This window comes from Gymnodinialimonas sp. (assembly GCF_059726805.1).
Map to the genome: position 1 here is coordinate 819,842 of NZ_AP041059.1, position 26,297 is coordinate 846,138.

29 protein-coding genes are annotated in these 26,297 nt (G+C 63.2%); 12 read left to right on the plus strand and 17 right to left on the minus strand.

All coding sequences use genetic code 11. The features are described from left to right. The first annotated feature begins 64 nt into the window (after positions 1 to 64). From AC6I9R_RS04140 to AC6I9R_RS04155, 4 genes are all read left to right on the plus strand, one after another. Positions 65 to 1,741: an acyl-CoA dehydrogenase gene (locus AC6I9R_RS04140; protein ID WP_461427560.1), complete on the plus strand. Its 1,677-nt coding sequence runs from the start codon at positions 65 to 67 to the stop codon at positions 1,739 to 1,741. Between the two features lie 21 nt (positions 1,742 to 1,762). Beyond that, entirely contained in the window at positions 1,763 to 2,794 is a 1,032-nt protein-coding gene (locus AC6I9R_RS04145) for an MBL fold metallo-hydrolase (RefSeq protein WP_461427561.1), read from the plus strand. A gap of 135 nt (positions 2,795 to 2,929) precedes the next feature. After that, positions 2,930 to 3,073 (plus strand): aa3-type cytochrome c oxidase subunit IV, encoded by a 144-nt coding sequence (locus AC6I9R_RS04150; RefSeq protein ID WP_461427562.1) that lies wholly within the window; start codon positions 2,930 to 2,932, stop codon positions 3,071 to 3,073. After that, positions 3,070 to 3,696 carry a hypothetical protein gene (locus AC6I9R_RS04155; protein ID WP_461427563.1) on the plus strand — a complete coding sequence of 209 codons (627 nt, stop codon included), beginning with the start codon at positions 3,070 to 3,072 and terminating at the stop codon, positions 3,694 to 3,696. Before AC6I9R_RS04150 ends, AC6I9R_RS04155 begins: the two co-directional genes overlap by 4 nt. A 118-nt stretch (positions 3,697 to 3,814) precedes the next feature. Here AC6I9R_RS04155 and rpsU read toward each other — a convergent pair whose 3' ends face one another. After that, complete coding sequence (gene rpsU, locus AC6I9R_RS04160) at positions 3,815 to 4,021, minus strand: 30S ribosomal protein S21 (RefSeq protein WP_011457005.1); 207 nt, start codon at positions 4,019 to 4,021, stop codon at positions 3,815 to 3,817. 123 nt (positions 4,022 to 4,144) lie between these two features. Between rpsU and AC6I9R_RS04165 the strand changes: the two genes are divergently transcribed. Beyond that, a complete protein-coding gene (locus AC6I9R_RS04165) occupies positions 4,145 to 4,831 on the plus strand; it encodes a COQ9 family protein (RefSeq protein ID WP_461427564.1) in 687 nt (228 codons plus the stop codon). A 163-nt stretch (positions 4,832 to 4,994) separates the two neighbouring features. After that, positions 4,995 to 5,978 carry an NAD(P)H-quinone oxidoreductase gene (locus AC6I9R_RS04170; protein ID WP_461427565.1) on the plus strand — a complete coding sequence of 328 codons (984 nt, stop codon included), beginning with the start codon at positions 4,995 to 4,997 and terminating at the stop codon, positions 5,976 to 5,978. 23 nt (positions 5,979 to 6,001) lie between these two features. On the opposite strand, the gene AC6I9R_RS04175 is transcribed toward AC6I9R_RS04170, so the two are convergent. The 5 genes from AC6I9R_RS04175 to AC6I9R_RS04195 form a co-directional block, all read right to left on the minus strand. Next, positions 6,002 to 6,613 carry a CDP-alcohol phosphatidyltransferase family protein gene (locus AC6I9R_RS04175; RefSeq protein ID WP_461427566.1) on the minus strand — a complete coding sequence of 204 codons (612 nt, stop codon included), beginning with the start codon at positions 6,611 to 6,613 and terminating at the stop codon, positions 6,002 to 6,004. Between the two features lie 48 nt (positions 6,614 to 6,661). After that, positions 6,662 to 7,819 (minus strand): MFS transporter, encoded by a 1,158-nt coding sequence (locus tag AC6I9R_RS04180; protein WP_461427567.1) that lies wholly within the window; start codon positions 7,817 to 7,819, stop codon positions 6,662 to 6,664. Further along, on the minus strand, positions 7,816 to 8,322 hold the full coding sequence (locus AC6I9R_RS04185) for a helix-turn-helix transcriptional regulator (RefSeq protein ID WP_461427568.1): 507 nt from the start codon (positions 8,320 to 8,322) through the stop codon (positions 7,816 to 7,818). The genes AC6I9R_RS04180 and AC6I9R_RS04185 overlap by 4 nt, the downstream gene beginning before the upstream one ends. Before the next feature lie 60 nt (positions 8,323 to 8,382). Further along, positions 8,383 to 8,691 (minus strand): PepSY domain-containing protein, encoded by a 309-nt coding sequence (locus AC6I9R_RS04190; RefSeq protein WP_461427569.1) that lies wholly within the window; start codon positions 8,689 to 8,691, stop codon positions 8,383 to 8,385. 142 nt (positions 8,692 to 8,833) lie between these two features. Beyond that, positions 8,834 to 9,538 (minus strand): HAD family hydrolase, encoded by a 705-nt coding sequence (locus AC6I9R_RS04195; RefSeq protein WP_461427570.1) that lies wholly within the window; start codon positions 9,536 to 9,538, stop codon positions 8,834 to 8,836. A 97-nt stretch (positions 9,539 to 9,635) separates the two neighbouring features. Here AC6I9R_RS04195 and clpS point away from each other — a divergent pair, with 97 nt between their 5' ends. Genes clpS through AC6I9R_RS04210 form a run of 3 tightly spaced genes read left to right on the plus strand, consistent with a single transcriptional unit; the run spans position 9,636 to position 11,843 of the window. Beyond that, complete coding sequence (clpS, locus tag AC6I9R_RS04200; RefSeq protein WP_461427820.1) at positions 9,636 to 9,971, plus strand: ATP-dependent Clp protease adapter ClpS; 336 nt, start codon at positions 9,636 to 9,638, stop codon at positions 9,969 to 9,971. 30 nt (positions 9,972 to 10,001) lie between these two features. Then, positions 10,002 to 11,000 carry a class I SAM-dependent methyltransferase gene (locus AC6I9R_RS04205; RefSeq protein WP_461427571.1) on the plus strand — a complete coding sequence of 333 codons (999 nt, stop codon included), beginning with the start codon at positions 10,002 to 10,004 and terminating at the stop codon, positions 10,998 to 11,000. A 33-nt stretch (positions 11,001 to 11,033) separates the two neighbouring features. Then, the gene (locus AC6I9R_RS04210; RefSeq protein WP_461427572.1) at positions 11,034 to 11,843 is read left to right on the plus strand and encodes an SDR family NAD(P)-dependent oxidoreductase; all 810 of its coding nucleotides are present in this window, start codon (positions 11,034 to 11,036) and stop codon (positions 11,841 to 11,843) included. 9 nt (positions 11,844 to 11,852) lie between these two features. On the opposite strand, the gene AC6I9R_RS04215 is transcribed toward AC6I9R_RS04210, so the two are convergent. Genes AC6I9R_RS04215 through AC6I9R_RS04225 form a run of 3 tightly spaced genes read right to left on the minus strand, consistent with a single transcriptional unit; the run spans position 11,853 to position 13,608 of the window. Beyond that, entirely contained in the window at positions 11,853 to 12,440 is a 588-nt protein-coding gene (locus tag AC6I9R_RS04215; protein WP_461427573.1) for a DUF4453 domain-containing protein, read from the minus strand. Positions 12,441 to 12,489: 49 nt separating this feature from the next. After that, positions 12,490 to 12,846: a hypothetical protein gene (locus AC6I9R_RS04220; RefSeq protein ID WP_461427574.1), complete on the minus strand. Its 357-nt coding sequence runs from the start codon at positions 12,844 to 12,846 to the stop codon at positions 12,490 to 12,492. 6 nt (positions 12,847 to 12,852) lie between these two features. After that, positions 12,853 to 13,608 carry a DUF1013 domain-containing protein gene (locus AC6I9R_RS04225; protein WP_461427575.1) on the minus strand — a complete coding sequence of 252 codons (756 nt, stop codon included), beginning with the start codon at positions 13,606 to 13,608 and terminating at the stop codon, positions 12,853 to 12,855. 169 nt (positions 13,609 to 13,777) lie between these two features. On the opposite strand from AC6I9R_RS04225, the gene AC6I9R_RS04230 reads away from it, so the two are divergent. After that, positions 13,778 to 14,410, plus strand: a complete 633-nt coding sequence (locus AC6I9R_RS04230; protein ID WP_461427576.1) for a ribonuclease T2 family protein — start codon at positions 13,778 to 13,780, stop codon at positions 14,408 to 14,410. A gap of 393 nt (positions 14,411 to 14,803) precedes the next feature. Here AC6I9R_RS04230 and recR read toward each other — a convergent pair whose 3' ends face one another. The 4 genes from recR to AC6I9R_RS04250 all read right to left on the minus strand — a co-directional run bounded on the left by recR (position 14,804) and on the right by AC6I9R_RS04250 (position 18,024). After that, positions 14,804 to 15,403, minus strand: a complete 600-nt coding sequence (gene recR, locus AC6I9R_RS04235) for a recombination mediator RecR (RefSeq protein ID WP_461427577.1) — start codon at positions 15,401 to 15,403, stop codon at positions 14,804 to 14,806. 16 nt (positions 15,404 to 15,419) lie between these two features. Then, complete coding sequence (locus AC6I9R_RS04240) at positions 15,420 to 15,764, minus strand: YbaB/EbfC family nucleoid-associated protein (protein WP_461427578.1); 345 nt, start codon at positions 15,762 to 15,764, stop codon at positions 15,420 to 15,422. A gap of 71 nt (positions 15,765 to 15,835) precedes the next feature. Beyond that, positions 15,836 to 17,587, minus strand: a complete 1,752-nt coding sequence (locus tag AC6I9R_RS04245; RefSeq protein ID WP_461427579.1) for a DNA polymerase III subunit gamma/tau — start codon at positions 17,585 to 17,587, stop codon at positions 15,836 to 15,838. A 59-nt stretch (positions 17,588 to 17,646) separates the two neighbouring features. Then, on the minus strand, positions 17,647 to 18,024 hold the full coding sequence (locus AC6I9R_RS04250) for a YidH family protein (protein ID WP_461427580.1): 378 nt from the start codon (positions 18,022 to 18,024) through the stop codon (positions 17,647 to 17,649). A gap of 215 nt (positions 18,025 to 18,239) precedes the next feature. Between AC6I9R_RS04250 and AC6I9R_RS04255 the strand changes: the two genes are divergently transcribed. Together AC6I9R_RS04255 and AC6I9R_RS04260 are read left to right on the plus strand one after the other, a co-directional pair. Beyond that, positions 18,240 to 19,790 carry an ankyrin repeat domain-containing protein gene (locus tag AC6I9R_RS04255; protein ID WP_461427581.1) on the plus strand — a complete coding sequence of 517 codons (1,551 nt, stop codon included), beginning with the start codon at positions 18,240 to 18,242 and terminating at the stop codon, positions 19,788 to 19,790. Positions 19,791 to 19,865: 75 nt separating this feature from the next. Continuing rightward, positions 19,866 to 20,219 carry a DUF6404 family protein gene (locus AC6I9R_RS04260; RefSeq protein ID WP_461427582.1) on the plus strand — a complete coding sequence of 118 codons (354 nt, stop codon included), beginning with the start codon at positions 19,866 to 19,868 and terminating at the stop codon, positions 20,217 to 20,219. Positions 20,220 to 20,226: 7 nt separating this feature from the next. On the opposite strand, the gene AC6I9R_RS04265 is transcribed toward AC6I9R_RS04260, so the two are convergent. Genes AC6I9R_RS04265 through AC6I9R_RS04280 form a run of 4 tightly spaced genes read right to left on the minus strand, consistent with a single transcriptional unit; the run spans position 20,227 to position 26,216 of the window. Then, positions 20,227 to 21,822, minus strand: a complete 1,596-nt coding sequence (locus AC6I9R_RS04265; RefSeq protein WP_461427583.1) for an ABC transporter ATP-binding protein — start codon at positions 21,820 to 21,822, stop codon at positions 20,227 to 20,229. Next, positions 21,819 to 23,123, minus strand: a complete 1,305-nt coding sequence (locus AC6I9R_RS04270) for an ABC transporter permease (protein WP_461427584.1) — start codon at positions 23,121 to 23,123, stop codon at positions 21,819 to 21,821. Before AC6I9R_RS04270 ends, AC6I9R_RS04265 begins: the two co-directional genes overlap by 4 nt. After that, positions 23,124 to 24,278 carry a microcin C ABC transporter permease YejB gene (locus tag AC6I9R_RS04275; RefSeq protein WP_461427585.1) on the minus strand — a complete coding sequence of 385 codons (1,155 nt, stop codon included), beginning with the start codon at positions 24,276 to 24,278 and terminating at the stop codon, positions 23,124 to 23,126. Positions 24,279 to 24,284: 6 nt separating this feature from the next. Next, a complete protein-coding gene (locus AC6I9R_RS04280; protein WP_461427586.1) occupies positions 24,285 to 26,216 on the minus strand; it encodes an extracellular solute-binding protein in 1,932 nt (643 codons plus the stop codon). Positions 26,217 to 26,297 lie beyond the last annotated feature (81 nt).

Genomic DNA, 26,297 nt, shown 5'->3' on the forward strand with positions numbered 1-26,297 from the left:
ACGATCACGGCCCTAGCGCGAAAAACCCCTGCGCGCAAACGGGCTAGCCTTGGGAGAGACCTCCATGCCCTACCGCGCCCCCGTTGCCGACATCACCTTCTGCCTCGATCATGTCGTGGGCTTCGACCGCGTGCAGGCGGCCCCGATCTTTGAGGAGGCTACAACCGACGTCGTCCAAGCGATCCTGACCGAGGCGGGGCGCATCTGTGAAGAGGTGCTGGCCCCGCTCAACCGTGCGGGCGACACGCAGCCTGCGGTTTTGGAGAACGGCGTCGTGCGGTCCTCACCGGGGTTTGCAGATGGCTACAAGGCCATCGCTGAAGCTGGCTTCACCTCCATCGCAGCTGATCCTGAATACGGCGGCATGGGCCTGCCCCTGACCGTGACCTCGGCCGTGAACGAGATGATCGGCGGCGCGTGCCTGGCCATCGAGTTGAACCCGCTGATGACCCAGGGCCAGATCGAAGCGCTGGAGCATCACGCCTCAGACGCGATCAAGGACCTGTACCTGCCCAAGCTGACCTCGGGCGAGTGGTGCGGCACTATGAACCTGACGGAGCCGCAGGCAGGATCAGATGTGGGGGCGCTGATCACCAAGGCAGAGCCCAACGGGGACGGGACCTACGCCATTAGCGGCCAGAAGATCTACATCTCCTGGGGCGATCACGACATGGCCGAGAACATCGTCCACCTTGTGCTGGCCCGCCTGCCCGATGCACCCAGGGGCACGAAAGGGATCAGCCTGTTCCTGGTGCCCAAGAAGATCCCCGATGCGCAGGGAAACCCCGGCGTGGCCAATACCCTCAGCGTGGTCAGCCTGGAGCACAAGCTGGGTCTGCACGGATCGCCCACCTGCGTGATGCAGTATGATGGCGCGCAGGGCTGGCTGATTGGCGAAGAGAACAAGGGCATGGCCGCGATGTTCACCATGATGAACAACGCGCGGTTGGGCGTGGCGGTGCAGGGCCTGTCGGTGGCCGAGGCTGCGTATCAACATGCTTTGGCCTTCGCGCTGGAGCGCAAGCAGGGACGCTCGCCCCTTGAAGACGGGACGGGGGCGATCATCGACCATGCCGACGTGCGCCGGATGCTGATGGACATGAAGGCCGAGATCTTCGCGGTCCGCGCCATGACTCTGGACCTTGCGGTGTCCCTGGATCTGGCAAAAGCGGGTGACAAGGTGGCCGAGGCCCGCGCCGCCTTCCTGACGCCGATTGCCAAGGCCTATGGCACGGAAGTCGGCATCAAGGTCGCCAACATCGGCATTCAGGTCCACGGCGGTATGGGCGTGATCGAAGAGACCGGCGCCGCCCAGTTCGCCCGCGATGTCCGTGTCAGCGCGATCTACGAGGGCACGAATGGCATCCAGGCGATGGACCTTGTGGGCCGAAAGCTGATGGATGGCGGGGAGGCGGCGTTTTCACTGCTGGACGAGGTGGCGACCCTGGATGATCCCGTGCTGTCTCCGATGGTTCAAGCGCTGCGCAAGACGACCGAGGATGTCTTGGCGCTCGACATGAACGAGCGTTTCGGCGGCGCGGTGCCCTACCTGATGGCCTTCGCCCGCGTGCTGGGGGCGCAGTATCACCTCAAGGCGGCGGCATCCGGTGGAAAGACCCGGGCGAGCCTTGCACACTTCTACACCACCCGCCTGCTGCCTGAGGCGCAGGCGATGATGGCGCAGGCACGGTGCGGCTCGGGCGGGCTTTACGACCTTTCCCCTGACGATCTGGCGGCGTAGGTCGCCCCCATGAACGCCCCGATGACACAGCCGATCCGCACCCCGTTCCCTGAAGCACCTGCTGAGGGGGAGGCGATTGAGGTGGCCGAAGGGGTGCTTTGGCTGCGCATCCCGCTGCCCATGGTGCTGAACCACGTCAACGTCTACGCGCTGCGCGACAAGGACGGGTGGACATTGATCGACACGGGCGTGAATTCTCGGCGCACGATTGCGTTGTGGGAGAAGATCCTGGCCAGGCCCTTGGGCGGCGTGCCGGTGACACGGCTGATCGTCACGCACCACCACCCGGACCACGTGGGCCTTGCGGGCTGGTTCCAGGGGCAGGGGGCTGAGCTACTTATGACGCGGACCGCCTGGCTATTTGCGCGGATGTTGACGCTGGATGAGCAGGATCAGGCGACCGATGCGCAGGTGCAGTTCTGGATCGATGCCGGCATGGACGCCGAGGTTCTGGCGACCCGCCGCACGGAGCGGCCGTTCAACTTTGCCGACATCGTCTATCCGATGCCCCTGGGGTTCACCCGCCTGCATGAGGGCGCGACCATCGAAATGGGCGGGCGCACCTGGGACATTCGGTTCGGCCATGGCCACGCGCCGGACCATGCAACGTTCTGGAGCCGGGACGGTGAAATGGTGATCGGCGGCGATCAACTGCTGGCCACGATCTCTCCCAATATCGGCGTCTACGCCACCGAGCCCGGCGCCGATCCCCTGGACGATTGGATGGCGGCTTGCGAAGCACTTCAGCCCCACGCGCGGGAGACGCAGTTGGTTTTGCCGGGGCACAAACTGCCTTTCACGGGCCTGCCTGCGCGGATGGATCAGTTGATCGACAATCACCATGGCGCGCTTAAGCACCTGCGCGCGCACATCGCCAAAGGCCCCTGCAGCGCGGCCGAATGCTTTCCGCCGCTTTTCAAACGCACGATCGACGGGGGCACCTATGGTCTCGCGCTGGTGGAGGCGGTCGCGCATCTCAACCACCTGCATCAGTTGGGGGAGGTGACGCGGGCGCGACGCTCGGACGGGGCCTGGGCATATAGCCTCGCCTAGTCACGCAGTTGTGTGCCCGCGCGGCCCAATGCCGCGATTAGGATGCCCCAGGTGCAGACGGGGCTGACACGGTGGGCGTTCTGCGGTAATTCGGGCGCAACACGAACCAACAGACTTGATCCGGGGATTTGAGATATGGCCGACCAAGACGACTACAAACACGGCGAGATGGACATCAGCGCGCAGGAAAAGGCGTTTGATGGCTTCATGAGCATGTCGACCAGAGTGGCGATCATCTGCATCGTGATCGTCATCGGTCTGGCGCTGTTCGCCACATGAACCGGCTCTTTCGTCTTGCAGCCGCGGCCATTGCGGCGCTGAGCCTTGCGGGCTGTGTCGGCGAATCCATCTGGGATTCTGACGAGGCCGTGGCCCGCGCCACCTATGTGCCGCCGGGCCCTGCGACGGTGACGGTGATCACCTCGACCAACACGCGGATGGATTCGGGCGCGCATACGGGCCTGTTGATCGACGGCGCGCAGCGTCTGCTGTTTGACCCGGCAGGTAGCTGGTTCAACCCGGGCATCCCGGAGCGCAACGATGTGCTCTTTGGCATGACGCCTGAGTATCTGGACCTGTACCTCGCGTTCCAGTCGAACGGTGTGTTCGAAGTGACGATGCAAACCGTCGAGGTGTCGCCCGCCGTGGCACAGCAGCTCAGCCAGGTGGTGCAAAGCTATGGCGCGGTGTCGCCGTCCCAATGCACCCGCTCGATCAGCACCATCCTGAGCAACACGCCGGGGTTCGAGGCCGTAAGCCCGACATGGTTCCCGACGGCACTGCTCAACGATATGGCAAACGTGCCCGGTGTTCAGACCCGGATCGTGGAGGGCACCTTGGGCGATCAGGAAGACCTGACCGAACGTCCGGTGCTGGAGCAGATCGCCGCCCAAGGGCAGTAAACCGACCCCAAGGGACGAAAAAGCAAAACCCCCGCAGGTGCGACCTTCGGGGGTTTTCCAATTCTTGAGCGATTCGCATGTGCGATCGAAGTTGGCGCCGTTGGGGGCGGAGAGGTGCTTAGAGCATCCCTTCGCGCTGCAACTTTTTGCGCGCCAGCTTGCGGGCACGGCGGATGGCTTCCGCCTTCTCGCGTGCGCGCTTCTCCGAGGGTTTTTCGTAATGCTGCTTGAGCTTCATCTCACGAAAGACGCCTTCGCGCTGAAGTTTCTTCTTCAGAGCACGGAGCGCTTGATCGACATTGTTGTCGCGAACACTGACCTGCATGTGGTGTCACCACCTTTCTAAGTTAGATTTGCAAGGAACTGCAGGAAGTGGCGCTATAGCAATTGGCCCCTATCTTGTCTAGCGCCCCTCGATATTCTAGCGACGGTGTGAAGGAGACAGCCGATGACCGATATGAGTGATGCGATCCTGGATGCCGCGCGGATGCATGTTCCGTTTGACGGCTGGTCAGAGGCAAGTTTCGCGGCATCGGTGAGCGATGCGGGCGTGGGGATGGCCGAGGCGCGGGCGCTGTTTCCGCGCGGCGCGGTTGATCTGGCGGTGGCGTTCCACCGGCGCGGGGACCGCGCCCTGGCAGAGGCCTTGGCCGCCACGGACCTGGGCGCGATGCGGTTCCGCGAGCGTGTGGCCCATGCGGTGAAGATCCGGCTGGATCTGGTGGAAGACGATAAAGAGGCTGTGCGCCGGGGGGCGACACTCTTCGCCTTGCCGCCCTATGCAGCGGATGGGGCGAAGCTGGTCTGGGAAACGGCAGACGTGATTTGGACCGGGCTGGGGGATACCTCTCGGGACCTCAATTGGTACACAAAGCGCGCGACCCTGGCGGGGGTCTACTCGGCGACGGTGCTGTACTGGTTGGGCGATCAATCGGAAGGCCACGGGGCGAGTTGGGCGTTTCTGGACCGCCGGATTGGCGACGTGATGAAGATTGAAGACGTGAAGGCACGGGTGCGCCGCAACGCATTGCTGAAGCCCTTTGCCGCGGGCCTCGACCGCTTCGCGGCCTCGGTGCGGGCGCCGCGCGGGGCGGGACAAGAGGATTTGCCCGGGCGCTGGACGCCTCCGGCGTAGCGGCCCGCGCCCTTCGGGCTTGGGCCGGGGCAGGCTCGGCCTTCGGCCTCGCCTGCGGTCGCACCTTCGGTGCGTTTTATGGGGTGGCGCACCTTCGGTGCGGTTCCTGCTTGTCATCTTCGGTGTTTCAGAATGATCTAGCCGCAACAGCGGAGGATACGACATGGAAGACACGATGCGCGCAGTGGAGATCTCCTCACCCGGTGGGCCGGAGGTTCTGCGCCCCTGTAGCCGTCCCGTGCCCGTGCCGGGGGCCGAGCAGATCGCGATCACCGTGGATCATGCGGGCGTCAACCGCCCCGATGCGCTGCAGCGGGCAGGCAGCTATGCGCCGCCCCCCGGCGCGTCGGACTTGCCGGGGTTGGAGGCGTCGGGCGTCGTAGCTGCTGTGGGGCCGGGCGTTACGCGGTGGACTGTTGGGGACAAGGTATGTGCGTTGCTGCCGGGGGGCGGTTACGCGGAAAATGTCGTGACGCACCAGGACCACGCGTTGCCCCTTCCCAAAGGCCTTACAATGGCAGAGGCTGCCGCCTTGCCGGAAACCTTCTTCACCGTTTGGAGCAACGTGTTCATGCGCGCGGGCCTCAAGGCCGGGCAGCGGTTCCTTGTTCACGGCGGGTCGAGCGGCATTGGCACGACGGCGATCCAACTGGCGAAAGCCATGGGCGCGCGGGTGTTTGCGACAGCCGGTTCAGATGAGAAATGCACGGCCTGTGTGGCGTTGGGCGCGGAAAAGGCGATCAACTACCGCGAGGAAGACTTCGTGGCGTCGATGAAAGCCGAGGGCGGGGCGGACGTGATCCTGGACATGGTCGGCGGGGACTATCTGCCGCGCAATGTGAAGGCGCTGGCGGATGACGGGCATCTGCAACAGATCGCCTTCCTGCAAGGGCCCAAGATCGAGCTGAACTTTGCGCAACTGATGGTGCGGCGTTTGACGATCTCGGGCTCGACCCTGCGGCCGCAATCGGACGCGGCGAAGGCGGCGATTGCACAGGAATTGCGGGAGAAGGTTTGGCCCCTGCTCGATGCCGGGCGGATTGCACCGGTGATGGACCAGACCTTTGCTCTGGATGATGCGGCCCAGGCACACGCGCGGATGGAGAGCAGCGCGCATATCGGGAAGATTGTCCTGAAAGTACGCTAACGCGCCGGAAGCGCTGCAAGGGTTCAGCTTTTGCCGAACACTTGCCATCCCGCCATGTAGCGCGTTGCGCCTGTGACGATGCAGATCGCGGCAAAGGCCCAGGCGATCACGGGAAAGGCTTGGGGGAAAAGACAGAAGGCGGCAAAGACCGCAATGGTCTCGGCGCCTTCGGCCAGACCTCCGAGGTAGTAGATGCCCTTTGTCGGATAGTCCTCGGCCTGCAGTCCGCGCCGTTCCGCGATGATGGAGAAGGCGAGGAAAGACGTGCCCGTCAGCACGAAACTGGCGATCAGAACGGCGCCCGGCAGGCCGTTGGATGTCGGATCAGCGAAGATGAAGCCGATGGGAAAGACCGCGTAGAAGACGAAATCAAGGGCGATATCCAGAAACGCGCCGCGATCTGTCGGAGTGGTGAGGCGTGCAACGGCGCCATCCAAGCCGTCGGCCAGGCGGTTCAGGGCGAGCCCGACCAGGGCCAACCAGTAGAGGCCCAAAGCCGCCGCGAGCGCTGCCAGAAGACCCACGGCGCATCCAATCAGCGTGATCTGATCCGCTCGCACACCGCGGGCCGCCAGCCAGCGGGCAGGGGGCAACATCAGGGCGCGTTGCAGGGGAAGAAGGCGGGCATCGATCATGGACGGCGGTGTGGCGCGAAGCACCGGCGTCGTCAACACACAGAGACGTTAACCCGCGCGGCGGCGCCAAAGGGCCACCGCCGCAGCGCAGGGGATCAGGGCCACGACGCCCAAGGCCGTCAGGGTACCGCCCGGCCCCAGGACCGGGATCAAGCTGATGCCAATGAGCGGCGCGAGGGCTGAGGTGGCAAGGATCGGCAGCGCCAAACGGGCCATGGTCGCGGTGTAATCCTCGGCGCCGAAAAGCGCCAAGGGCACGGTGCCGCGGGCAATGGTCCAAAGGCCAGTGCCCGCGCCGTAGATGATCAAACAGGCGCTCGCCGGCAGACCCAGGGCAAGGCCCAGAACACCGCCTGCCACGCAGAGCGTCGCCACGATCATCGTCAATTGCGGGGGATGGCGCTGGCGGCCCAACATCTCCAGCACGCGGGCACCGACCTGCGCGGGACCGATAAGCGCACCGAGGCCAACGGCGGCGGCCAGACCATAGCCGCTGGCGATGAGCAGCGGGACCAAATGAACCGACAGGCTCACGAAGATGAACACCAGACAGACCCCGGCCACGGCCATCAACCGCAGCCTTGCGTCCTGCCATCCGATCGCGCGCCGAGCCGGGGCTGACGTGGCCACAGGCGCGCTGGCGGGCGGCAGGCCGAAACGGCACAGTGGGAAGGTCACAAGAAGGTGGACAACCCCGTAGACGGCGCAAGCCCCGCGCCAGCCGAAGGCCTCGACCAGCAGGGCAGAGAGGGGCCAGCAGATCGTGGCGCTGAACCCGGCGACAAGGGTCAACGTGGTGATGGCCCCCCGTGCGTCGCTGCCAAAGATGCGCCCGAGGGTGGAAAAGGCAGCCTCGTAAAGCGTGGCCGCCATGGCGCAGCCGATGACAACCCAGGCTGACAGATAGAACGGCAGGTTGGGGGCCCAGGCGATCCCGAAAAGCCCAAGGCTCAGCACCACCACGCCCCAGGACATCACCCAACGCCCGCCCCGTGCCGTGATCATGCGCCCGACGGCACCCGCCGCGAGGCCGGAGGTCAGAAGCGCAATGGAGATGCCGAGGGTGACGGAAAAACCGCTCCAACCCGTGTCGTTGGTGATTGGGTCGGCGAGGATGGCCAGCAGGTAGAAGGAGGTGCCCCACGTCAGGATCTGCACAACCCCGAGGATGGGGACCACCCGCCAATGGACCTGGTCACCGGTCAATCGGCCGGCCCATCGGGGACTAATGCGTCGTTCATCAGATCATCGAGGAACAGGGAAATCAGCTGCAACCGCCCCGACACCTCGGCCTTGCGATAGACGGAGGCCGCCTGCGCCTTGGCGGTGCCTTGGGCAGTCTGGCGCAGCTCGGCAATTTCAGCAATCGCGTAGCCCTTGATGGCCAAAAGCGCGACATCACGCTCGGCGGAGGTCAGGTTCCATTCGGTGAACTTCGCCTCGATCACGGCCTGAAAGGCGCCGGAGGCAATCTGTAGCTGCTCGGTCATGCGGGCCTGATGGCTGAGCGCGCGGCGCAGCTCGGACGCGGTGAAGGCGAGGCCAAGGAACAGGACCACGGTCACGATGGTCTCGACCAGGTCGCTGTCGGTCAGCAGGTTTACTGCCGTGGGGCGGATCCAATCCAGCGCAATGTCATAGAGGAAATAGGCGCAACACAGCGCCTGGATGCTGAACAAGCCCCAAAGGATGACGGAACGGGGTAGCATGGTGTGTCCTCTCATGGAATCTGCCGGCCGCAGAAGAGCGGCCGACAGAGGGGATGGCGATCAGGCGTCGTCGCTGTCGTCGCCATCCGCATCGTCGTCGTCATCCTCTTCGTCTTCCAGCTCGATCTCGGCGATCTGGCCGGTCTCCAGATCAACCTCGATCTCGAACAGCACGCCGTCCAGCATCGCGTAGACCTCCAGCTCATCGCCTTCGGTCTCCACCTCCTGAATGGTGTAGCCGTCCGCCTCCAGGAACGCGAGGATTTGTGCCTCATCCGTCCCGGCCACATCGCCAACGCCGATCTGGGCGAAAGCAATGGTGGGGCACAGCAGGGCGGCGAGGATGACGGGCTTGTTGAACATAGTCATGGGGTAGGTCCTTGTCTTGGGTACAGCGCCGAGACAGGATGTCTGCGGCTTGCCCTCATCTGGTCAGAACCGGGACTGATCGATATTGGCCAAGCGGCCAGATTTCACGGCATAGGCCGGAGGTTTATGGGGCCCTTTTGGCTTAATCCGTCAATTCCCCAACCAATTCTACGAGGCCGCCCAGGTTTGGCAGCTCGTGATAGCGCGGGTGCCCATCCGGAGTTTCCGCGTGCTCCAACGCCCATGTCTGGCCGTGGGGCACGTAAACGGCATGGGCCCCCACATCAAGCGCGGGGCGGATATCGGATTTCATCGAATTGCCGACCATCATGGCGTGCTTTGGCCCCATGCCGTGGACAGAAAACGCATGGTCATAGGTGCCGGGATGCTTCTCGGACACGATCTCGACCGCTGAAAACAAATCCCCCAAACCGCTGGCTGCGAGCTTCTGTTCCTGGTGCAAAAGATCACCCTTGGTGATCAGCACCAGGGGGTAGCGATCCGAAAGCGTGGCGAGGGTTTCCTCCACATGGGGCAGCAGGTGGATGGGGTGGCGCAGCATGTCCTGGCCCATATCCAGGATCTCGCCAATCACCCGACCATCAACGCGCCCATCGGTGACCGCCACCGCGGTTTCGATCATCGACAGCATGAAGCCTTTGATCCCGAAACCATAATGCCCGATGTTCTTAGTCTCGAACTCCAGCAAACGGTCGCGCAACTGCGGGCCTTCCGCGAAATCTGCCAGCAATTCTGCGAATTTATCCTCGGTCAGTCGAAAGAACGACTCGTTCTGCCACAGCGTGTCATCGGCATCGAATCCGATCACGCTTAACCCTTCGCTCATTTGACCCTCTTTTCGGAATCGATTGCAGTCTTATATAGTGCGGCCTAAGCAACGCGCTGAGTGACCGGGACTTGAGTTGATGACAACACCTTGGAAGATGATGGCAGAAGACCCCAACGACGTCGATGGCGGCGACGGAGATGTCTCGCTGGCGACTAAGACCAAGACAAAGACCCAGCGCCCACCGATGTATAAGGTCATGCTGCTGAACGACGACTACACGCCGATGGAATTCGTGGTCCATGTGCTGGAGCGGTTCTTCGGCATCACCCATTCCCAGGCGGTCGAGATCATGCTGGTCGTTCACAAGAAGGGCCTTGCGGTCGTGGGCGTATTCAGCCACGAGATCGCCGAAACAAAGGTCGCGCAGGTGATGGACTTCGCGCGCCGCAACCAGCATCCGCTGCAATGCACGATGGAGAAGGAGGAGTAGCCCTCCTCCCTCGCTTCCGAAAGCAAACCGATGACCCCCGATCGATGGACCCTCGCGATTGATAGTGGCGAGCTCGAACTGCCCGATGGCGCCGTTCTGGTGATGCACGCTCGTGCGGACAGCGACTTCGCGGCGTTGGGCGAGGTGACCTGCGTGCAGGGCTTTGCGCCCGATCACGACAGGTTGGCCGCGCGCGGCGTGCCCGTGGTCGTTGAGACCGAGGGCAGCTTTGCCCATGCCTTGGTGCAGATCACCAAGTCCCGCGCCGGGACATTGTCGGCGATTGCCGAAGCGTTGGGGCATATTCCACCGGGTGGCATCCTGATGGTCGACGGTCAGAAGGAAGAGGGGATCGAGGCGATCGTGAAACAGCTGCGCCTGTTGTTCGAGGTCGATCACGTCTTCTCCAAATCCCACGGCAAGCTGACCTGGCTTCGCCGCCCCGATGTCATCCCGCCCCAGGTCGTCGATTGGATCGCCGCGCCGGAAGAGGGCGAGCATGGGTATATGACCGTGCCCGGTGGGTTCAGTGTCGAAGGGCCGGACCGGGGATCTGAAATCCTTGTGGCGCTTGTGCCCGCGCTGAAGGGTCGGGTTGCGGACTTTGGCGCCGGTTGGGGCTATATCGCCGGTGAAATGCTGGCCGAGCAGGATACGATCGAAACGTTTGACCTGGTTGAGGCCGATCACGCCATGCTGGAGGCCGCGCAGCACAACATCGACGATCCGCGCGCCAGCTTCCATTGGGCCGACGTCACGCGGTTCGCGCCAGAGGCGCCCTATGACTTCATCGTCTGCAACCCGCCGTTTCATACCGGCCGCAAGGCAGACCCCAACCTGGGCCGCGCCTTTATTCAGGCCGCCGCCCGCCACCTCACCCCGCGGGGGCGCTTTTTCATGGTGGCCAACCGCCATTTGCCTTATGAAGAGACCCTCAAAGCCTGCTTCGGGACCGGCTCCATGCTGGGTGAACTTGAAGGCTACAAAATCTACGAGGCGGCCAAGCCCCTCGGCAAACCCAAGCGCTAAGGCGCGACCCCCTTACATCAAAGGATGATCCAGATGGGCCTTTCCATCCAAGGTAAGACAGCCATTGTCACCGGCGCCGCCAACGGCGTTGGTCTTGCGATTGCACGTCACTTCATCGACTGCGGGGCGAATGTGATGTTCGCCGACCGCGACAAGACCCGCCTGAAGGACGAATGCGGCGAGACCGAGGGCAGCGAAGAGAAGATCCGCTTTTTCTCTGGCGATCTGCGCGAGCGCCTGACGGTCGAGAACCTGATCTCGGCCACCATCGATGCCTATGACCGCGTCGATATTCTGGTGAACGCGTCGCGGCAGGTGCAAACGACCGACGCGCTGGATTCGACCGACAAATCTGTCGAGGACATGCTGAACCAGAACCTGTTCCCCTCGCTGCGGCTGAGCCAGGCGGTGGCCAAACGCATGATGGCACAAGCGGAAGAGGGCGGTCAGGACGAGGGGCCGATTGGCTCCATCGTCAACATCTCGTCCATCGCGGCCCGGCGGACGCATCCCGATCTGATGGGCTATTCCATCGCCACGGCAGCTTTGGATCAGGCCACGCGCAGCCTTGCGTTGGCGCTGGCCGAGCATCGCATCCGTGTGAACGGCGTGGCGTTCGGGTCGGTGATGTCTGCAAGCCTCAAGGACTCGCTGAACGAAACGGACGGTCTGCGTCAGGAAATTCGCGAATGCACGCCCATGGGCCGCATTGCCTCGGCCCGGGAAGTGACGGCGGCGGTGCAATTCCTGGCCTCAGACGGCGCGGGTTTCGTGACCGGTGAGGTCATCACCGTCGATGGCGGACGCACGTTGTTGGATGCGGTGACGACGGCGGCACACTAGCAAGCGTCCTTACCCCGCGAAGAAGTCACAGGCGTCACCCATGTTAACAGGCGCGTCCTGGGTCCATCCATGGGCCACGGGCGCGCCGTCGGAGGCTGAAACCTCAAGGTATTCCCAACCGCCGCGCATGCGCTGATGCGCCAGCGAAAAGCCTTGCCCGGGTTCCAGCATGCCAAGCACGGTCGTGCTGTTCGACATGCCGGCGTGCAGCGCAATAGCGAGGCCATTGTAGCCCCCGCACCCATGCTCGCTATCACCGCGCACTGGCACATTCAGCAATTCCATCAATCGGGCACGGAAGGGCAGGGCACCCTCGTCGAGCCGCTCGGCGTTGGTGTCGACGCGGCACTCCGCCCAAACCTCCATCTCACGGGCCATCCGAACGATCTCTGCGTCCAGCGGGTTCAGGCGAATGTCACCTGGCACACAGTCTGAATTGTCGAAGACGGCTTGCCCGAGTGGGGTCTGAAAGCACTGTCCCGCCTGGTCCATGACCGTGTTGCGGCTCAGCCAAAGCTCCTGGCAGAAGGCAGAGTTCTGGGCGGCAGCGGGGCTGGCCGCAAGGACCAGCGCGAGGATGAGAAACAGACGGTGCATGGCCCCCAGCGTAGCAGATCAAACGGCCGAAGATAGCCCGCCTTGCGCGCTAACGGCGCTCCACCACCAGATCGCGGAACCAATACCGCCGCCCGTCCGATGTCATCAACCGCCGTCCATGGAACCGCGCGGTGACGATGCCCTGGGCCTGGGTGCTTTCAGTGAAATCGCGACGCCACGCGCCGAGGCGTTTGCCATGCCAGGTGATTGCTTGGAACTGCTCCCCATCGGGCGTGGTCAAGACGCAGGCATTTTCAACGACGCCGCCGTCTTCTGCGCGGCGCGCCTCAACATTGCTGAACAACTTCTGGAAGATCGCCTTCGGATCGGCCCCATCGGGGACCTGATAGAACGCCGTCTGCCGGTCACTGGCGTACCAAATTCCGGGCAGACGAGGCTCCATCATCGCGGGTCAGCTTTCCTTATCGTCCTCGTCGTCCTCCCCCCCACCTGCGGGCAGGTTGAAGAAGGTGTCGGCGTCCGGCGTTTCCTCGGGCTTGTCGTCCTCTTCGGTGGGCGACAGCGTGAAGGTCTCCAGCCCCGCAATGGCGGCGGGCACGGCGGGTTCCGGATCCATCCCGAGCGAGGTCTGGGTCGAGACCAGCTTGCGCCGCTCATCATCGGACATCGCGCCGCCTTCTGCCAGCTTTTTGGCGTTGGCCTTCTGGACGGCGGCGTCCAGCTCGGACTGTTTGCAGAGGCCGAGGGCCACCGGGTCAATCGGCTGGATGTTGTTGATGTTCCAATGCGTCCGCTCGCGGATCGCCTGGATCGTGGGCTTGGTGGTGCCCACAAGCTTGGAGACCTGGCCGTCGGTCAATTCCGGGTGGAACTTCACCAGCCACAGGATCGAGGCCGGGCGGTCCTGGCGCTTGGACAGCGGCGTGTAGCGCGGCCCGCGGCGCTTCTCCTCGCCCACGGCGGCGGAATAGAATTTCAGCTGCAGCTTGTGGTTGGGGTTGGCTGTGGCCTTGTCGATCTCTTCCTGGGTCAACTGGTTGTTGACGATGGGATCAAAGCCCTTCACGCCAGCGGCCACATCGCCGTCGGCGATGCCTTGCACTTCCAGCTCGTGCAGGCCGCAGAAATCGCCGATCTGCTTGAAGCTGAGCGTGGTGTTGTCGACCAGCCAAACGGCGGTGGCTTTCGTCATGATCGGTTTGTTCATCTCATGTCCTTCCGGGTGCATCTGAACACGGGGAACAGGGCCGGTGGAAGCGGCTGCAGGGCGGGGCCTTGCGGTTCCTCGATTTCAGGAAAATCTATGCGTACATAGGCGGGAACGGGCTGCGAGGAAACCCTCAAGTCGCTACGCCATAGGAAAATTGGGAATCCGAATGAAACGATGGATATTGGCGCTTATTTGCGCCGCAGTCATGGCACAGGCTGATGGAGAGCCCGCGGGCCAGTTCGACTACTACGTGATGGCGCTGAGCTGGACACCAACCTGGTGCGTGCTAGAGGGCGATGACCGAGAGTCGCCCCAATGCGCTGCGGACCAGGGATTCGGCTTTACGTTGCACGGGCTCTGGCCACAGTTCGAGACCGGCTGGCCTGCCTATTGCCCCACCGTGATGCGCGCGCCCTCGCGCGGGATGACGGGGGAGATGGCTGATATCATGGGTACATCCGGCCTCGCGTGGCACCAATGGCGCAAGCACGGCGTGTGCTCCGGGTTGGAAGCTCGGGATTACTACGCGTTGTCGCGTCTGGCCTACGCCTCCGTCGAGCGCCCCGATCTGCTACGGCGCCTCGATACGGAAGTCCGCGTGCCAGCGTCGGTGATTGAAGAGGCATTCCTGGAGGTGAACCCGCAGCTACAGCCCGACATGCTTACCGTCACCTGCCGCGCCAACCGTATCCAAGAAGTGCGGATTTGCCTGACCCGAGACTTGGAGCCGCGCACCTGTGGCGCTGACGTCATTCGTGATTGTTCCTCGCCGGACGCCCTGTTCTCGCCGATGCGCTAAGGGTCGGATGACGGAGGGGGGCTGTCTGCCCCCCACGCGCCTTTTTCAAAGAAAAAGTCGCTCCCCCCGAGAGTTTTCCTGGCAAGATGAAGGGGGAGGGCGCGTTCACCTATTGTTAAGCAGAATCGAGGACGGTTGCTGCGTGCCGATAGATGGAGACTGACGCGGCATGCAAGGTGAAAGCCTCCGTCCGACAAAGAAGCAGGCCACGTTTGAGCCCCGGTTATCGGATGGAGGTGGCCACGCCGCTTGGACACCGCGTCTCTTTCATCTTGCCAAGCAAACTCAAATCCAACCGATGTCTCTCGCGCGACGATATTCTAGATGCCCAAGCATCTGCACCAAGCGCCAAACAAAAAATGTAATGCAGCTTTGCTGCGCAATTTGGTTACGTCACAACGCTTTCCGCGCGCGCAACGCGGCGGAAATTGTCCCGTCGTCGAGGTAATCCAACTCGCCGCCAATCGGCACGCCCTGGGCCAAGGACGAAAGCTGCACGCCTGTGCCAGCCAACTCGTCCGATATGTAATGGGCCGTCGTTTGGCCATCCACCGTGGCGTTCAGGGCCAGGATCACTTCCGTGATCCCCTCATCGGTCATGCGTGCGCGCAATTTCGGGATGCGCAGATCTTCGGGGCCAATGTCATCCAGCGCGGACAATGTTCCGCCCAAGACGTGATAACGACCCTTGAAGGCCTGCCCCCGCTCCATCGCCCAAAGATCCGCGACGTCTTCCACGACACACAGCTCTCCTGTCGCGCGGCGCACGTCCAGGCAGATCTCGCACAGGTCTCCGGTGCCGATGTTGCCGCAGTTCACGCATTCCCGCGCCGTTTCGGCGACCCGCGCCATGGTCTCGGCCAGAGGGCGCATCAACGCGCCGCGTTTCTTGATCAGCGTCAGCACCGCCCGTCGCGCAGACCTGGGGCCCAGGCCCGGAAGGCGGGCCATGATGCCGATCAGCTCTTCGATATCTTTGGAGGCGTCCGACAAGCCGTTAGCCAGACGCCTAGAACGGCATCTTCATGCCCGCAGGCAGGCCAAGATCTTCGGTCATTTTCTGCATTTCTTCATTGTGTTTGTCCTGGGCCTTGGACTGCGCGTCCTTGATCGCCGCCAGGATCAGGTCTTCGACCACTTCCTTTTCGTCGGGATTGAAGATCGACGGATCGATATCGAGCGCCGTCAACTCGCCCTTGGCGGTCGCCGTGGCTTTCACCAGGCCCGCGCCGGATTCGCCCTGCACGGTGATCGAGTTCAGGCCCTCTTGGACCTCTGCCATCTTGCCCTGCAGTTCCTGCGCCTGCTTCATCATCTTGGCCATATCGCCAATGCCGCCCAAACCCTTCAACATCTCGACTTCTCCTATCTGGTTGCCGCTACAGATACGCGCGGCCCGGGTGGCCTACAAGGCCGGGCCGGACTTCATTCATCTTCAAACGGATCCCAATCGTCCGCTTCTTCGGGGATCTCTTCCAGCGCCGTGGCGGCGGCCTCCTGTTCCAGGTCCGCGTGGCTTCGGATTTCTGCGATCCGGGCCTGGGGGAAGCGAGCCAGTACCGCTTGCATCAAGGGGTGTTTGGTAACCTCGGCCTCTGCCGCCTGCGCGGCGGCCTGTTCCTGTTCCTGGATTGTTGCCGCCCCGCCGCTTGACGCAACCGAGATCCCCCAGCGCGCGCCCGTCGCCGTGTGCAGCATACGCCCGAGCCGTTGGATCAGGTCACGGGGCGCGGCGTCGGTCACCTCGACCTCCAACCGACCGGGTGCGTAGGACACCAGGCGCAGGCCGGTTTTCACCTCGATTAACAACTTGATATCGCGGGTGGATTCGATCAGCGCCACAACCGACTCGAACGTTGGGTAGACCGACAGGTCTGGCCCGGCCTGAGGGGCCAGCGCCGCCTGGGGACCACCGCCCCCTAGAACCGGGCCGGAGGCCCGCGCCGTGGGCCCCGCGCCGACAGGCGTTTGGCCGCCGGAGGGGGCGTTGCTGCCGCCCGAAGGGCGCGGCGTCTCGGCCAGCTTCTTCACCAGATCGCCTGGCGTTGGCAGGTCCGCCACATGGGTCAGGCGGATTACCGCCATCTCAGCCGCCATCATCGCGTTGGGCGCCATGGCGACCTCTTCCAGCGCTTTCAGCAGCATCTGCCACATCCGTGTCAGGACCCGCATCGGCAGGCTGGATGCGAGCGCCAGCCCGCGCGTCCGCTCGTCCGGAGAGACCGTAGGATCCTCTGCGGCTTCCGGCGTGATCGAGATCACCGAAAGCCAATGGGTGATCTCCGCCAGATCGCGCAGCACCGCGACCGGGTCCGCGCCATCGGCATATTGCGCGCCCAACTCGTCCAGCGCTTTCGCCGCGTCGCCCTTCATGATCGCTTCAAAAAGGTCCAGCACCCGGCCACGATCCGCCAAGCCCAACATCGCGCGCACCTGGTCGGCTGTCGTCTCGCCCGCGCCATGGGCAATCGCCTGGTCCAGCAAGCTCATCGCGTCGCGGACCGAGCCTTCTGCCGCGCGGGTGATCAAGGCCAGCGCGTCTTCGGCAATCTCGGCGCTTTCCAACCCGGCGATGCGCTGCAGATGTGCGATCATCACCTCAGGCTCGATCCGGCGCAGGTCAAAGCGCTGGCAGCGGGACAGCACCGTCACGGGCACCTTGCGGATTTCGGTCGTCGCGAACAGGAATTTCACATGGGCGGGCGGCTCTTCCAGCGTCTTCAGAAGCGCGTTGAACGCGCTCGTCGACAGCATGTGAACTTCGTCGATGATAAAGATCTTGTAGCGCGCCTGGGCGGCGCGGTAGCTGACCGTCTCGATGATCGCGTCACGGATATTCTGGACGCCGGTATTTGAGGCCGCGTCCATCTCCATCACGTCGACATGGCGGCCCTCCGCGATTGCCACGCAGTTCTGACATGTACCGCAAGGGTCAGTTGTGGGGCCGCCCTGACCATCCGCGCCGATGCAGTTCAACCCCTTGGCGATGATCCGTGCCGTCGTCGTTTTGCCTGTCCCGCGAATGCCGGTCAGCATGAAGGCTTGCGCGATACGGTCGGCATCGAACGCGTTTTTCAGCGTGCGCACCATCGCCTCTTGCCCGATCAGATCGGCAAAGGTCGCGGGGCGATATTTCCGCGCGAGGACTTGGTAGCCTTTATCGGGGGTCTCGGTCATGGGGCCTCACTGCTTCTTCCGCGTCAAACTAGGCCCCCGCCCGCGCGGCGTCCACTGGATTACAGGCTCCAGAGGATCGCCCCGGTCAGCAGCGTCGCGACGGAGAGGATGCTGGCGAGGGCGGTAAATGAGCGGGTGGGCTGTGCTTCGGCATCGCGCTGGGTCAAGCGGGTGTAGGTCTTGTGGGCCTGTCTGCGGGCGGCCCAGAAGATGACGATGGCAGCAATCAGAAACAGTGTTGCCACCAACTTGGCCGCCCAGGTCGGCTCAAAATCTCCGAACACGGCCTTCAGCCCGATGGCCACCCCGACGGCGCCCATGCCAGTGCCCATCCAAGACGAAAACGTCCGCTCGTTGGCCAGGATCGTGCGATCCTCCGCCCAATTGGTGCGGGTCTTGGCCAGTTCAGTCGGATCGTCTTCGGCGTCAGCATCCATGGGCAAACCGTAGTGAGAAATCCGACCGTGTCGAGCGCCAAGCAGAAATACCTGCAGGCTTCATTGCACTTGCAACTATTCAGCCTATCTCTTACCATCCAAGTGCTGCTAGGGGCAGCATCCAGATCCGCGGAAAGCCGTCATCGGCCCCCCTTATGAGCACACGACAGACACGATTTCGGTGTCTCTCAGCCCTTCCAAGCGGATCGTTGGGCATGTTTGAGGGATCCGATATGATGACAATCGACCAACTCCGCCGTGATGCCACGGTGCTCAAGAGGGCGTACTTAGGGCAAGATCCCGACGCTCTCTTGCGCGTGGCGGCCCACCGGCCCCGGGCCGAAGGCATGGCCTTGAGACACGCCGACTTCCTCCATGTGATTGCGCGAGAGCGGGGGTTTGCCTCCTGGCCGCACCTGAAGGCCTCGGTCGAAACCCAGGGCATGGACCGCGCCGAGCGGCAGCAGCGGTTGGGGCAGGCGTGCAAGCAGGGGCAGAACCACGTGATCCAGCAGATGCTGGACGCGGACCCGAGCCTGCCGAATGGCAACCTCGCGCTGGCGCTGTTGCTGTACGATCATGCCACTGTGGCGGGGATGATCGAAGCCGACCGGCGTCGTGCCACCCAGCCCTGTCCTATGGTGCCACCTCTGACCGTCTTGGCACAATCCAAGGCGATCCACCTGTTTCCAGAGCGGGAGGCCGACATGCTGGCCATCGCCAATCTGCTCCTGTCCCACGGCGCGGACCCAAACCACGGGGTGCCGGAGGCGGAGGGCCATGCACTCTCGACCCTCTATTTCGCGCTCGGGCATGCAGGCAACATGGCACTGTCGGAATGGCTGCTGGATCACGGTGCGGATCCCAACGACGGCGAGTCGCTCTACCACGCGACCGAGCTTGGCCATCACGGGGGGTTGCGGCTTCTACTGGCGCATGGGGCCGATCCAAAGGGCACCAACGCGCTTTTGCGGGCGATGGATTTCCATGATGTGGAGGCCGTGCAGATGCTGCTGGATGCTGGCGCGCAGGCGGATGATTTCAATGCCGAGGAAGTCGGGGGAGAGGTCCCCTGGACCGTGCCCGCCCTGCATCAGGCGGCGCGGCGCATGTCCCCGCCGGAAATGGTGACGCTGTTGTTGGACAACGGGGCCGATCCGCAGCGGATCTACGACGGTGTCACACCCTACGCCTACGCGCGCATCTTCGGGAACACGTCTTTGGCGCAGCAGTTGGAGGTGGCGGGTCACGCCACGCCTCTGACGGAAACGGAGGCGCTTCTGGCCGAGGTCGCCGATGGCGCGGTGCCGGAAGGGCGCTACGTCGACCCCGCCAAGATGCCGCCCGCCGCCCGCAACATCATCCGGGAGGTCTTGCATCTGCCGGGCAAGCTGCCCCACGTGCAGCGCTTGGCGGCGGTGGGAGTGGAATACGACCGCCCCGATGCGGCTGGTGTAACCCCGGTGCAGGCTGCCGGGTGGTCGGGCCTGCCCGAGGTGATGGAGACGCTTCTGCGCCTGATGCCGGACCTTGGGCATATCAACGACTACGGCGGCAATTTGTTCTCCACCATTCTCCACGGGTCCGAGAACAACCCCGAGCGGGAGGGCAAGGATTACATTGCCTGCCTGAGGCTGGCGCTGGAGCACGGCGTGGCATTGCCCCGCGCCGCCCCGGACCGCGTCGGTGATCCCGAGATCGCCGCGTTCCTGAGGGAATGGGCCGAAGCCAAGCCGGGGCAGGTGGTGGCGGCTGGTCCCATCTGACTTGCCCCGAACGCCCATCGCGGTATCAAGAGGGCGCGCCTGGACGGGGCGCGCCCGTGCCCACAGGAGAGTGCCGTGGACGACAGCTACGAAGACAGGCTTGCCCGCGCCATGGCAGAGTTGGACGCCTCGTCCATCAGCAGCCTGAACTATGCGCCGCCGCTGTTCCGGATTGCCCGAAGGTTGGGCCTGCGCCCGCGCCCGCCCCATTACATGAGCTTTCGCCGCGCAGTTTTGCTGCTCGGTCCCGCTTTCGGCGGGCTCTGGGGCGCGATGATGTGGCTATTGCAATGGCAGGACGCGGAGGTGCCCACAGCAGTTGTGCTGACCGCCTCCCTCCTGGCGGGCGCGCTCTTTGGTTTAGCGATGGCAGGCTACTACCGTTGGGCGGGGAGCCAAGCGGGCCTGTCGAAATGGGAAGACCTGTAGCGCGCCCTTACGCGGCGCTGACGTCGCCGAATGCGGCTTTCATCAACTCGCGCGTGTAGCTGGACCGGGGGTTGGCGAAAACATCCGCCGATGGCCCGGCCTCCACCACATCGCCCTGTTTCATCACGATCACCTGGTGGCTCAACGCGCGCACGACACGCAGGTCGTGCGAGATGAACAGATAGGCCAGTTGGTGGTCCTTCTGCAGACGCCGCAGCAGGTCGACGATCTGGACCTGAACGGTCATGTCCAGCGCCGATGTCGGCTCGTCCAGCACCACCAGTTTGGGGCGCAGGATCATCGCGCGGGCGATGGCGATGCGCTGGCGCTGCCCGCCTGAGAACTCGTGCGGGTAGCGGTGCATCATCGCGGGGTCGAGGCCCACCTCTTCAAGGATTTCCCCCACGCGCCGTCTGCGGCCCGTCTTGTTGACGTTCTGAACGGTAAGCCCCTCGGCCACGATCTGCTCGATCGTCATGCGCGGGCTGAGGGATCCAAACGGGTCTTGGAACACAATCTGAATGTCCCGGCGCAAGGCCCGTAACTCAGCCGTGCCCAGGGTCGGGATATGCTGATCCATGAAGTCAATCGGCCCCTCGGACCGGATCAACCGCATGATCGCCAGCGCCAGCGTGGTCTTGCCGGATCCGCTTTCACCCACGATGCCAAGCGTCTCGCCCTTGCGCACGGAAATCGTCGCCTCGTTCACGGCTTTGATGTGCCCCACGGTGCGGCGCAAAAGCCCGCGCGTGATCGGGAACCAGATGCGCAGTTTGTCGGTTGAGAGGATCTCTTGCGCATCGGCGGGCACTGGATCGGGCGTACCCGAGGGCTCGGCACCCAGAAGCTTGCGGGTGTAGGGATGGGCGGGGTTGTCGAAAATCTCTTTCGTCGGTCCCTGCTCCACGATTTCGCCGCCCTGCATGACGCAGACGCGGTCCGCGATGCGGCGCACGATGCCCAGATCGTGGGTGATGAACAGAAGGCTCATGCCTTCGCGGCGCTTCAGGTCTGCCAACAGCTCAAGGATCTGTGCCTGAATGGTCACGTCGAGCGCTGTCGTCGGCTCATCCGCGATCAGCAGCTCTGGCCCGTTCGCCAGCGCCATGGCGATCATCACCCTCTGACGCTGCCCGCCCGACAACTGGTGCGGATAGGCGCCCAGGCGGCTTTCAGGGTCACGGATGCCGACTTTGGTCAGCAGCTGAACGATCCGATCCCGCGCCGCTTGCCCGCGCAGGCCCTGGTGCAGCGTCAGGCTTTCGGTGATCTGCTTTTCCAGCGTGTGAAGCGGGTTGAGCGAGGTCATCGGCTCTTGAAAAATGAAGCTGATATCGTTGCCGCGGACCCGGCGCAGGTCCGCCTCGGACGCGCCGATCATCTGTTTGCCGTTATAGGTGATAGACCCCGTAAGCTGCGCGGACGACGGCAGCAGGTCCACGGATGACAGGGCGGTCACGGACTTGCCCGAACCGCTTTCGCCAACCAATGCGACCGTCTCGCCCCTGTCGACATGGAACGACACGCCGCGCACAGCGTGGACGGTGTGGCCGTCTTGGGCGAAGTCGACCGACAGGTTTTTGACATCCAGAACTTTGCTCATGAAAACGTCTTTCTGGGATCAAAGGCATCGCGGATGCCCTCGAAAATGAAGACCAGCAGCGACAGCATGATGGCGAAGGTCAAAAAGACCGTGAAGCCGAGCCAGGGTGCCTGCAGGTTGTTCTTTGATTGCAGCGTCATCTCACCCAGGGAGGCGAGGTTTGACGGAAGGCCGAACCCCAGAAAATCGAGCGCTGCAAGGCCGCCAATGGTGCCCGTCACGATGAAGGGCAGGAAGGTAAGCGTGGCGACCATCGCATTGGGCAGGACGTGGCGATACATGATGGTGAAGTTGCCAACCCCAAGGGCGCGGGCGGCACGGACGTATTCGAAGTTGCGCGCGCGCAGAAACTCTGCCCGGACCACGCCGGTCAGGCCCATCCACCCGAAGAACACGAACAATCCAATCAGAAGAAGCGGTGTCATCGGGATAATCGCGGCGACAATGATGATGACGTAAAGGCTAGGCGTGGCGTTCCAAATCTCGATGATGCGCTGCCAGATAAGGTCCACCCAGCCGCCGAAATAGCCCTGAAGCCCGCCCATGAAAATGCCGATTACAGAGGTGATGAGTGTCACAATGAACGCCAAGGAGACCGACGTTCGAAAGCCATAGATCACCCGCGCCAGCACGTCGCGCGAGGTGTCGTCCGTGCCCAGTAGGTTGGTTCCTGCCAATGGCTCGGGCAGCAGGCCGAAGCTGTAGGACCATTCGTCCCTTTCGGCACCCTCGGGCAGTTCGAACACGGGCGGGGCGTCAGGATCGACCAGGGACGTGTAGTAGCCGTTGATCACATTGGGCGGCGCAGGCGCCACGCCAGGACGGTCCACGATGGACGCAAAGTCGTGTGGGATCAGCGGCCAATGAAGCGCGCCTTGCTGAACGGGGGTCCCGGCAAACTGGCCCGTGGCCTGGACCTCATCGACCAAGCCTTCCGGGTCATCCCAGCAGTCTTCCAGACCGCCCGAGATGATCAGGCACTGAACTTCGATATCGCGGTAGACGGCTTCGGTGCGGAAATCGCCGCCGAAGGCCGTTTCGGGGTAGAAGTTGAAGATCGGATAGTAGCGCTCACCCTGGTAGGTGACCATCAGGGGGCGGTCGTTGGCGATGACCGGCGCCAGCAAGCTGAGGCCGTAGAGAATCGCGAAAATCCACAGAGACCACAGCGCGCGGCGGTTGGCCTTGAAGTTGCGCCAGCGGCGACGGTTGAGCGGCGAGAGCCACCCTTTGGGCGGCGCGCCCGCGTCAAAACGCGGGGTGTCGTCGTCATCGAGCAGGGGGTCAGGTGCGGCTGCCATCTACCCCTCCCGCGTTTCAAAATCGATGCGCGGGTCGATCCACACGTACATCAGATCCGACAGGATCCCCACGGTAAGCCCGACCAGGCCAAAGACGTAGAGCGTGCCGAACATCACCGGATAATCTCGCGACACGACCGCTTCAAACCCCAATCGTCCCAGGCCATCGAGCGAGAAGATAGTCTCGATAATCAGGGACCCGCCAAAGAAGACCCCCACGAAGACCGCCGGGAAACCCGCGATCACGATCAGCATGGCGTTGCGGAAGACATGACCATACATCACCCGCCGTTCCGGCAGGCCCTTGGCCTTGGCAGTCATCACGTATTGCTTCTTGATCTCGTCAAGAAAGCTGTTCTTCGTCAGCAGCGTCAGTGTCGCGAAAGCCGCGATGGTGTTGGCAACAACCGGCAACGTGATGTGCCAGAAGTAATCGCCGATCTGCTGGATCAGGGTAAAATCCTCGAACCCGTCCGAGGTGAGGCCCCGCAGCGGGAACCATTGCAGATACCGCCCCCCTGCAAACAGGACCAACAACATGATCGCGAAAAGGAACCCCGGGATCGCGTAAGCCACAATGATGAGGCCAGACGTGACGCTGTCGAAGGTAGAGCCGTCACGCACCGCTTTGCGGATGCCGAGCGGGATGGAGATGATGTAGGCGATCAGCGTCGACCAAAGGCCAAGCGTGATCGAGACGGGCAGTTTTTCCTGCACCAGTTCCAGCACCCCGATGGAGCGGAAGTAGCTTTCGCCGAAATCGAAGCGCAGGTAATCCCACATCATCAGGCCGAACCGCTCCAGCATGGGGATGTCTTCGGCGAAGCATTCCTCGGCATCCAGATCCGGCACGCCTTCAAAGGCCGGGTCGCAGACGATGCGGGCGAAGTTGAACTCGACCTGCAGGCTTTCCAGGAACTGCGGGGGCAGGCCGCGCGCCCCTTGCGAAGTGTTGTCGAGTTCCGTGTCCGCGCCGATCGCCTCTGACCCACCGCCGGAAATGCCTGCAAAGACATCTCCGTCGCCTTCCAGCTGTGCGATGACCTGATCAATCGGGCCGCCGGGCACAAACTGGATGAGGGCGAAGTTGACGATCATTACCCCAAGAAGCGTCGGGATAATCAGCAACAAACGTCTGAGGATATAGGATCCCATGGTCGTTTAGAACGCACCCTGTTCGCGCAGCGCGGCTTCGGCGTCTGGGTCGATCCACCAGAAATCGAGGAAGCCGAGGGAATAGGGCGGAAGCTCTTCGGGGTAGCGGTACATATCGTAATAGGCGACCCAATGGTTCGGGTTGTGCCACTGGCCGACACGGATCACCCGGTCGCGCAGCACCCGGTCCAGCGCGGTGACGGCGACGTCCAGCTCTTCCCGGGTCTCGGAATTGACGACGACTTCGATCAACTCGTCGATGGCCTCATCGGCAAGGCCCGGTTGATTGAACAGGCTCTCATCCGCGCCGATCGAGCCAAAGTATTGCCGCAGGCCCGATCCGGGCTCATACCCCATCGGGAAGTGGCCGGTGACCATGTCGAAATCCGCGTCACGTTCGCGCTGCTGCAACTGCGCATTGTCCACGCGGTTGAGTGAGGCGTTCACGCCAATTGCGCGGAGGTTCTCAACGTAAGGGTTGATGATGCGGTCAAAGAGCGGCGAGGAATTGAGGAATTCGACGTCCAGCGTGTTACCCGCCGCGTCGCGCAGCATGCCGTCCTCACCGGGGGTCCAACCGGCCTCTTCCAACAGCGCCGTAGCGCGGCGCGATTGGCGGCGGTCCAGCGTGCGGTCCGGGTTTGACGCGGGCACGGAATAGGCTTCCTGCGTGAACACCGTTTCGGGCAAGCGGTCGCGGAGCGGTTCCAGCAGGGCCAGTTCGGCCTCCGACGGCATGCCCTCGGCTTCCATCCAGGTGTTTTCCCAGAAGCTCTCGATCTGCGAATAGAGGCCGTAGAACAGCGTCTGGTTGGTCCATTCGAAGTTGAACATATGCGCGATGGCGCTGCGCACGCGTACGTCCTGGAACTGGGGGCGGCGCAGGTTGATCATGAAGGACTGACCGGGCGCGATGGTGCCGTCAGGCAGCTCTTCCCGGATCGCGAGGCCTGCTTCCAGGGCTGGGAAATCATAGTTGTTGGCCCAGGCCTGGCTGCTGCTTTCCTGGCGGAAGGTATAATTGCCGGCGGTAAAGCCCTCGAACGCGGCAAGGGCATCGCCGTAGTATTCGATGCGGATGCTGTCGTAGTTGTTGCGGCCCTGGTTGATCCAGAGGTCATCGCCCCAATAGCCCGGATTGCGGGTGTAGATGACGCGCTGGCCGGGCTCGACTTCGCCCAACACATAAGCACCGGAACCAACGAGCGGCTCGAGCCGGCTGTCTTCAAACGGGATGTCGGCGGCGATGTGGCTGGCTTCCGAGAAGATCGGCAGGCCACCGGCCGACTGAATGCGGCCGCGCAGTGGCGCTTCGGGGTTGAAATCGAACCGGACAGAGCGGTCATCCACGATCTCGGCAGAGGCGATGGTCAGCGGGATAGAGGCGCGGAACGAGGGCAGGCCTTCGGTGCGCATGATTTCATAGGAAAAGAAAACGTCCTGCGCCGTCATGGGGGTGCCGTCCGAAAAGGTCACGCCCTCGCGCAGGGTGAAAATGACGTAAGACCTGTCTTCGGGGTAGGTGAAGCTTTCACACAACAAACAATAGGCAGAGCCGATTTCATCGGCAGTGGCTTCCAGCATCGACTCGAAGAAGATGTTGGACAAAACCGCAGGGCGCCCGACGCGGGTATAGGGGTGCATGCTGTCGAACGAGCCCGACGACCAGGAAAAGGACATCTCTCCGCCACGCGGTGCATCGGGGTTCACGTAGTTCAGATGCGGGCTTTCGGGGCTGTAGGCGAGCTCACCGAAGGTCGAAATGCCGTAGGTGGTGATCAACGCGTCGTCCTGGGCTTTCGCGCCAAGGGCGGTCAGGCCCAGGATCAAGGCGGCACCGGCAAGGGGCAACGCGGCCGACGCCCAGGGGCTGCGGGTTTCCTCTCGGGCCTTCACAGCAACTTTCGGGGCATCTCTTCGGGCGTTACGGTTCTGCATCTGCACCTCCCACTGGGCGTCTTGTTGATTGGACGCATCATCTGCGTCGCACTCCCAATATTATGGGTCGTGCGAGGTTAG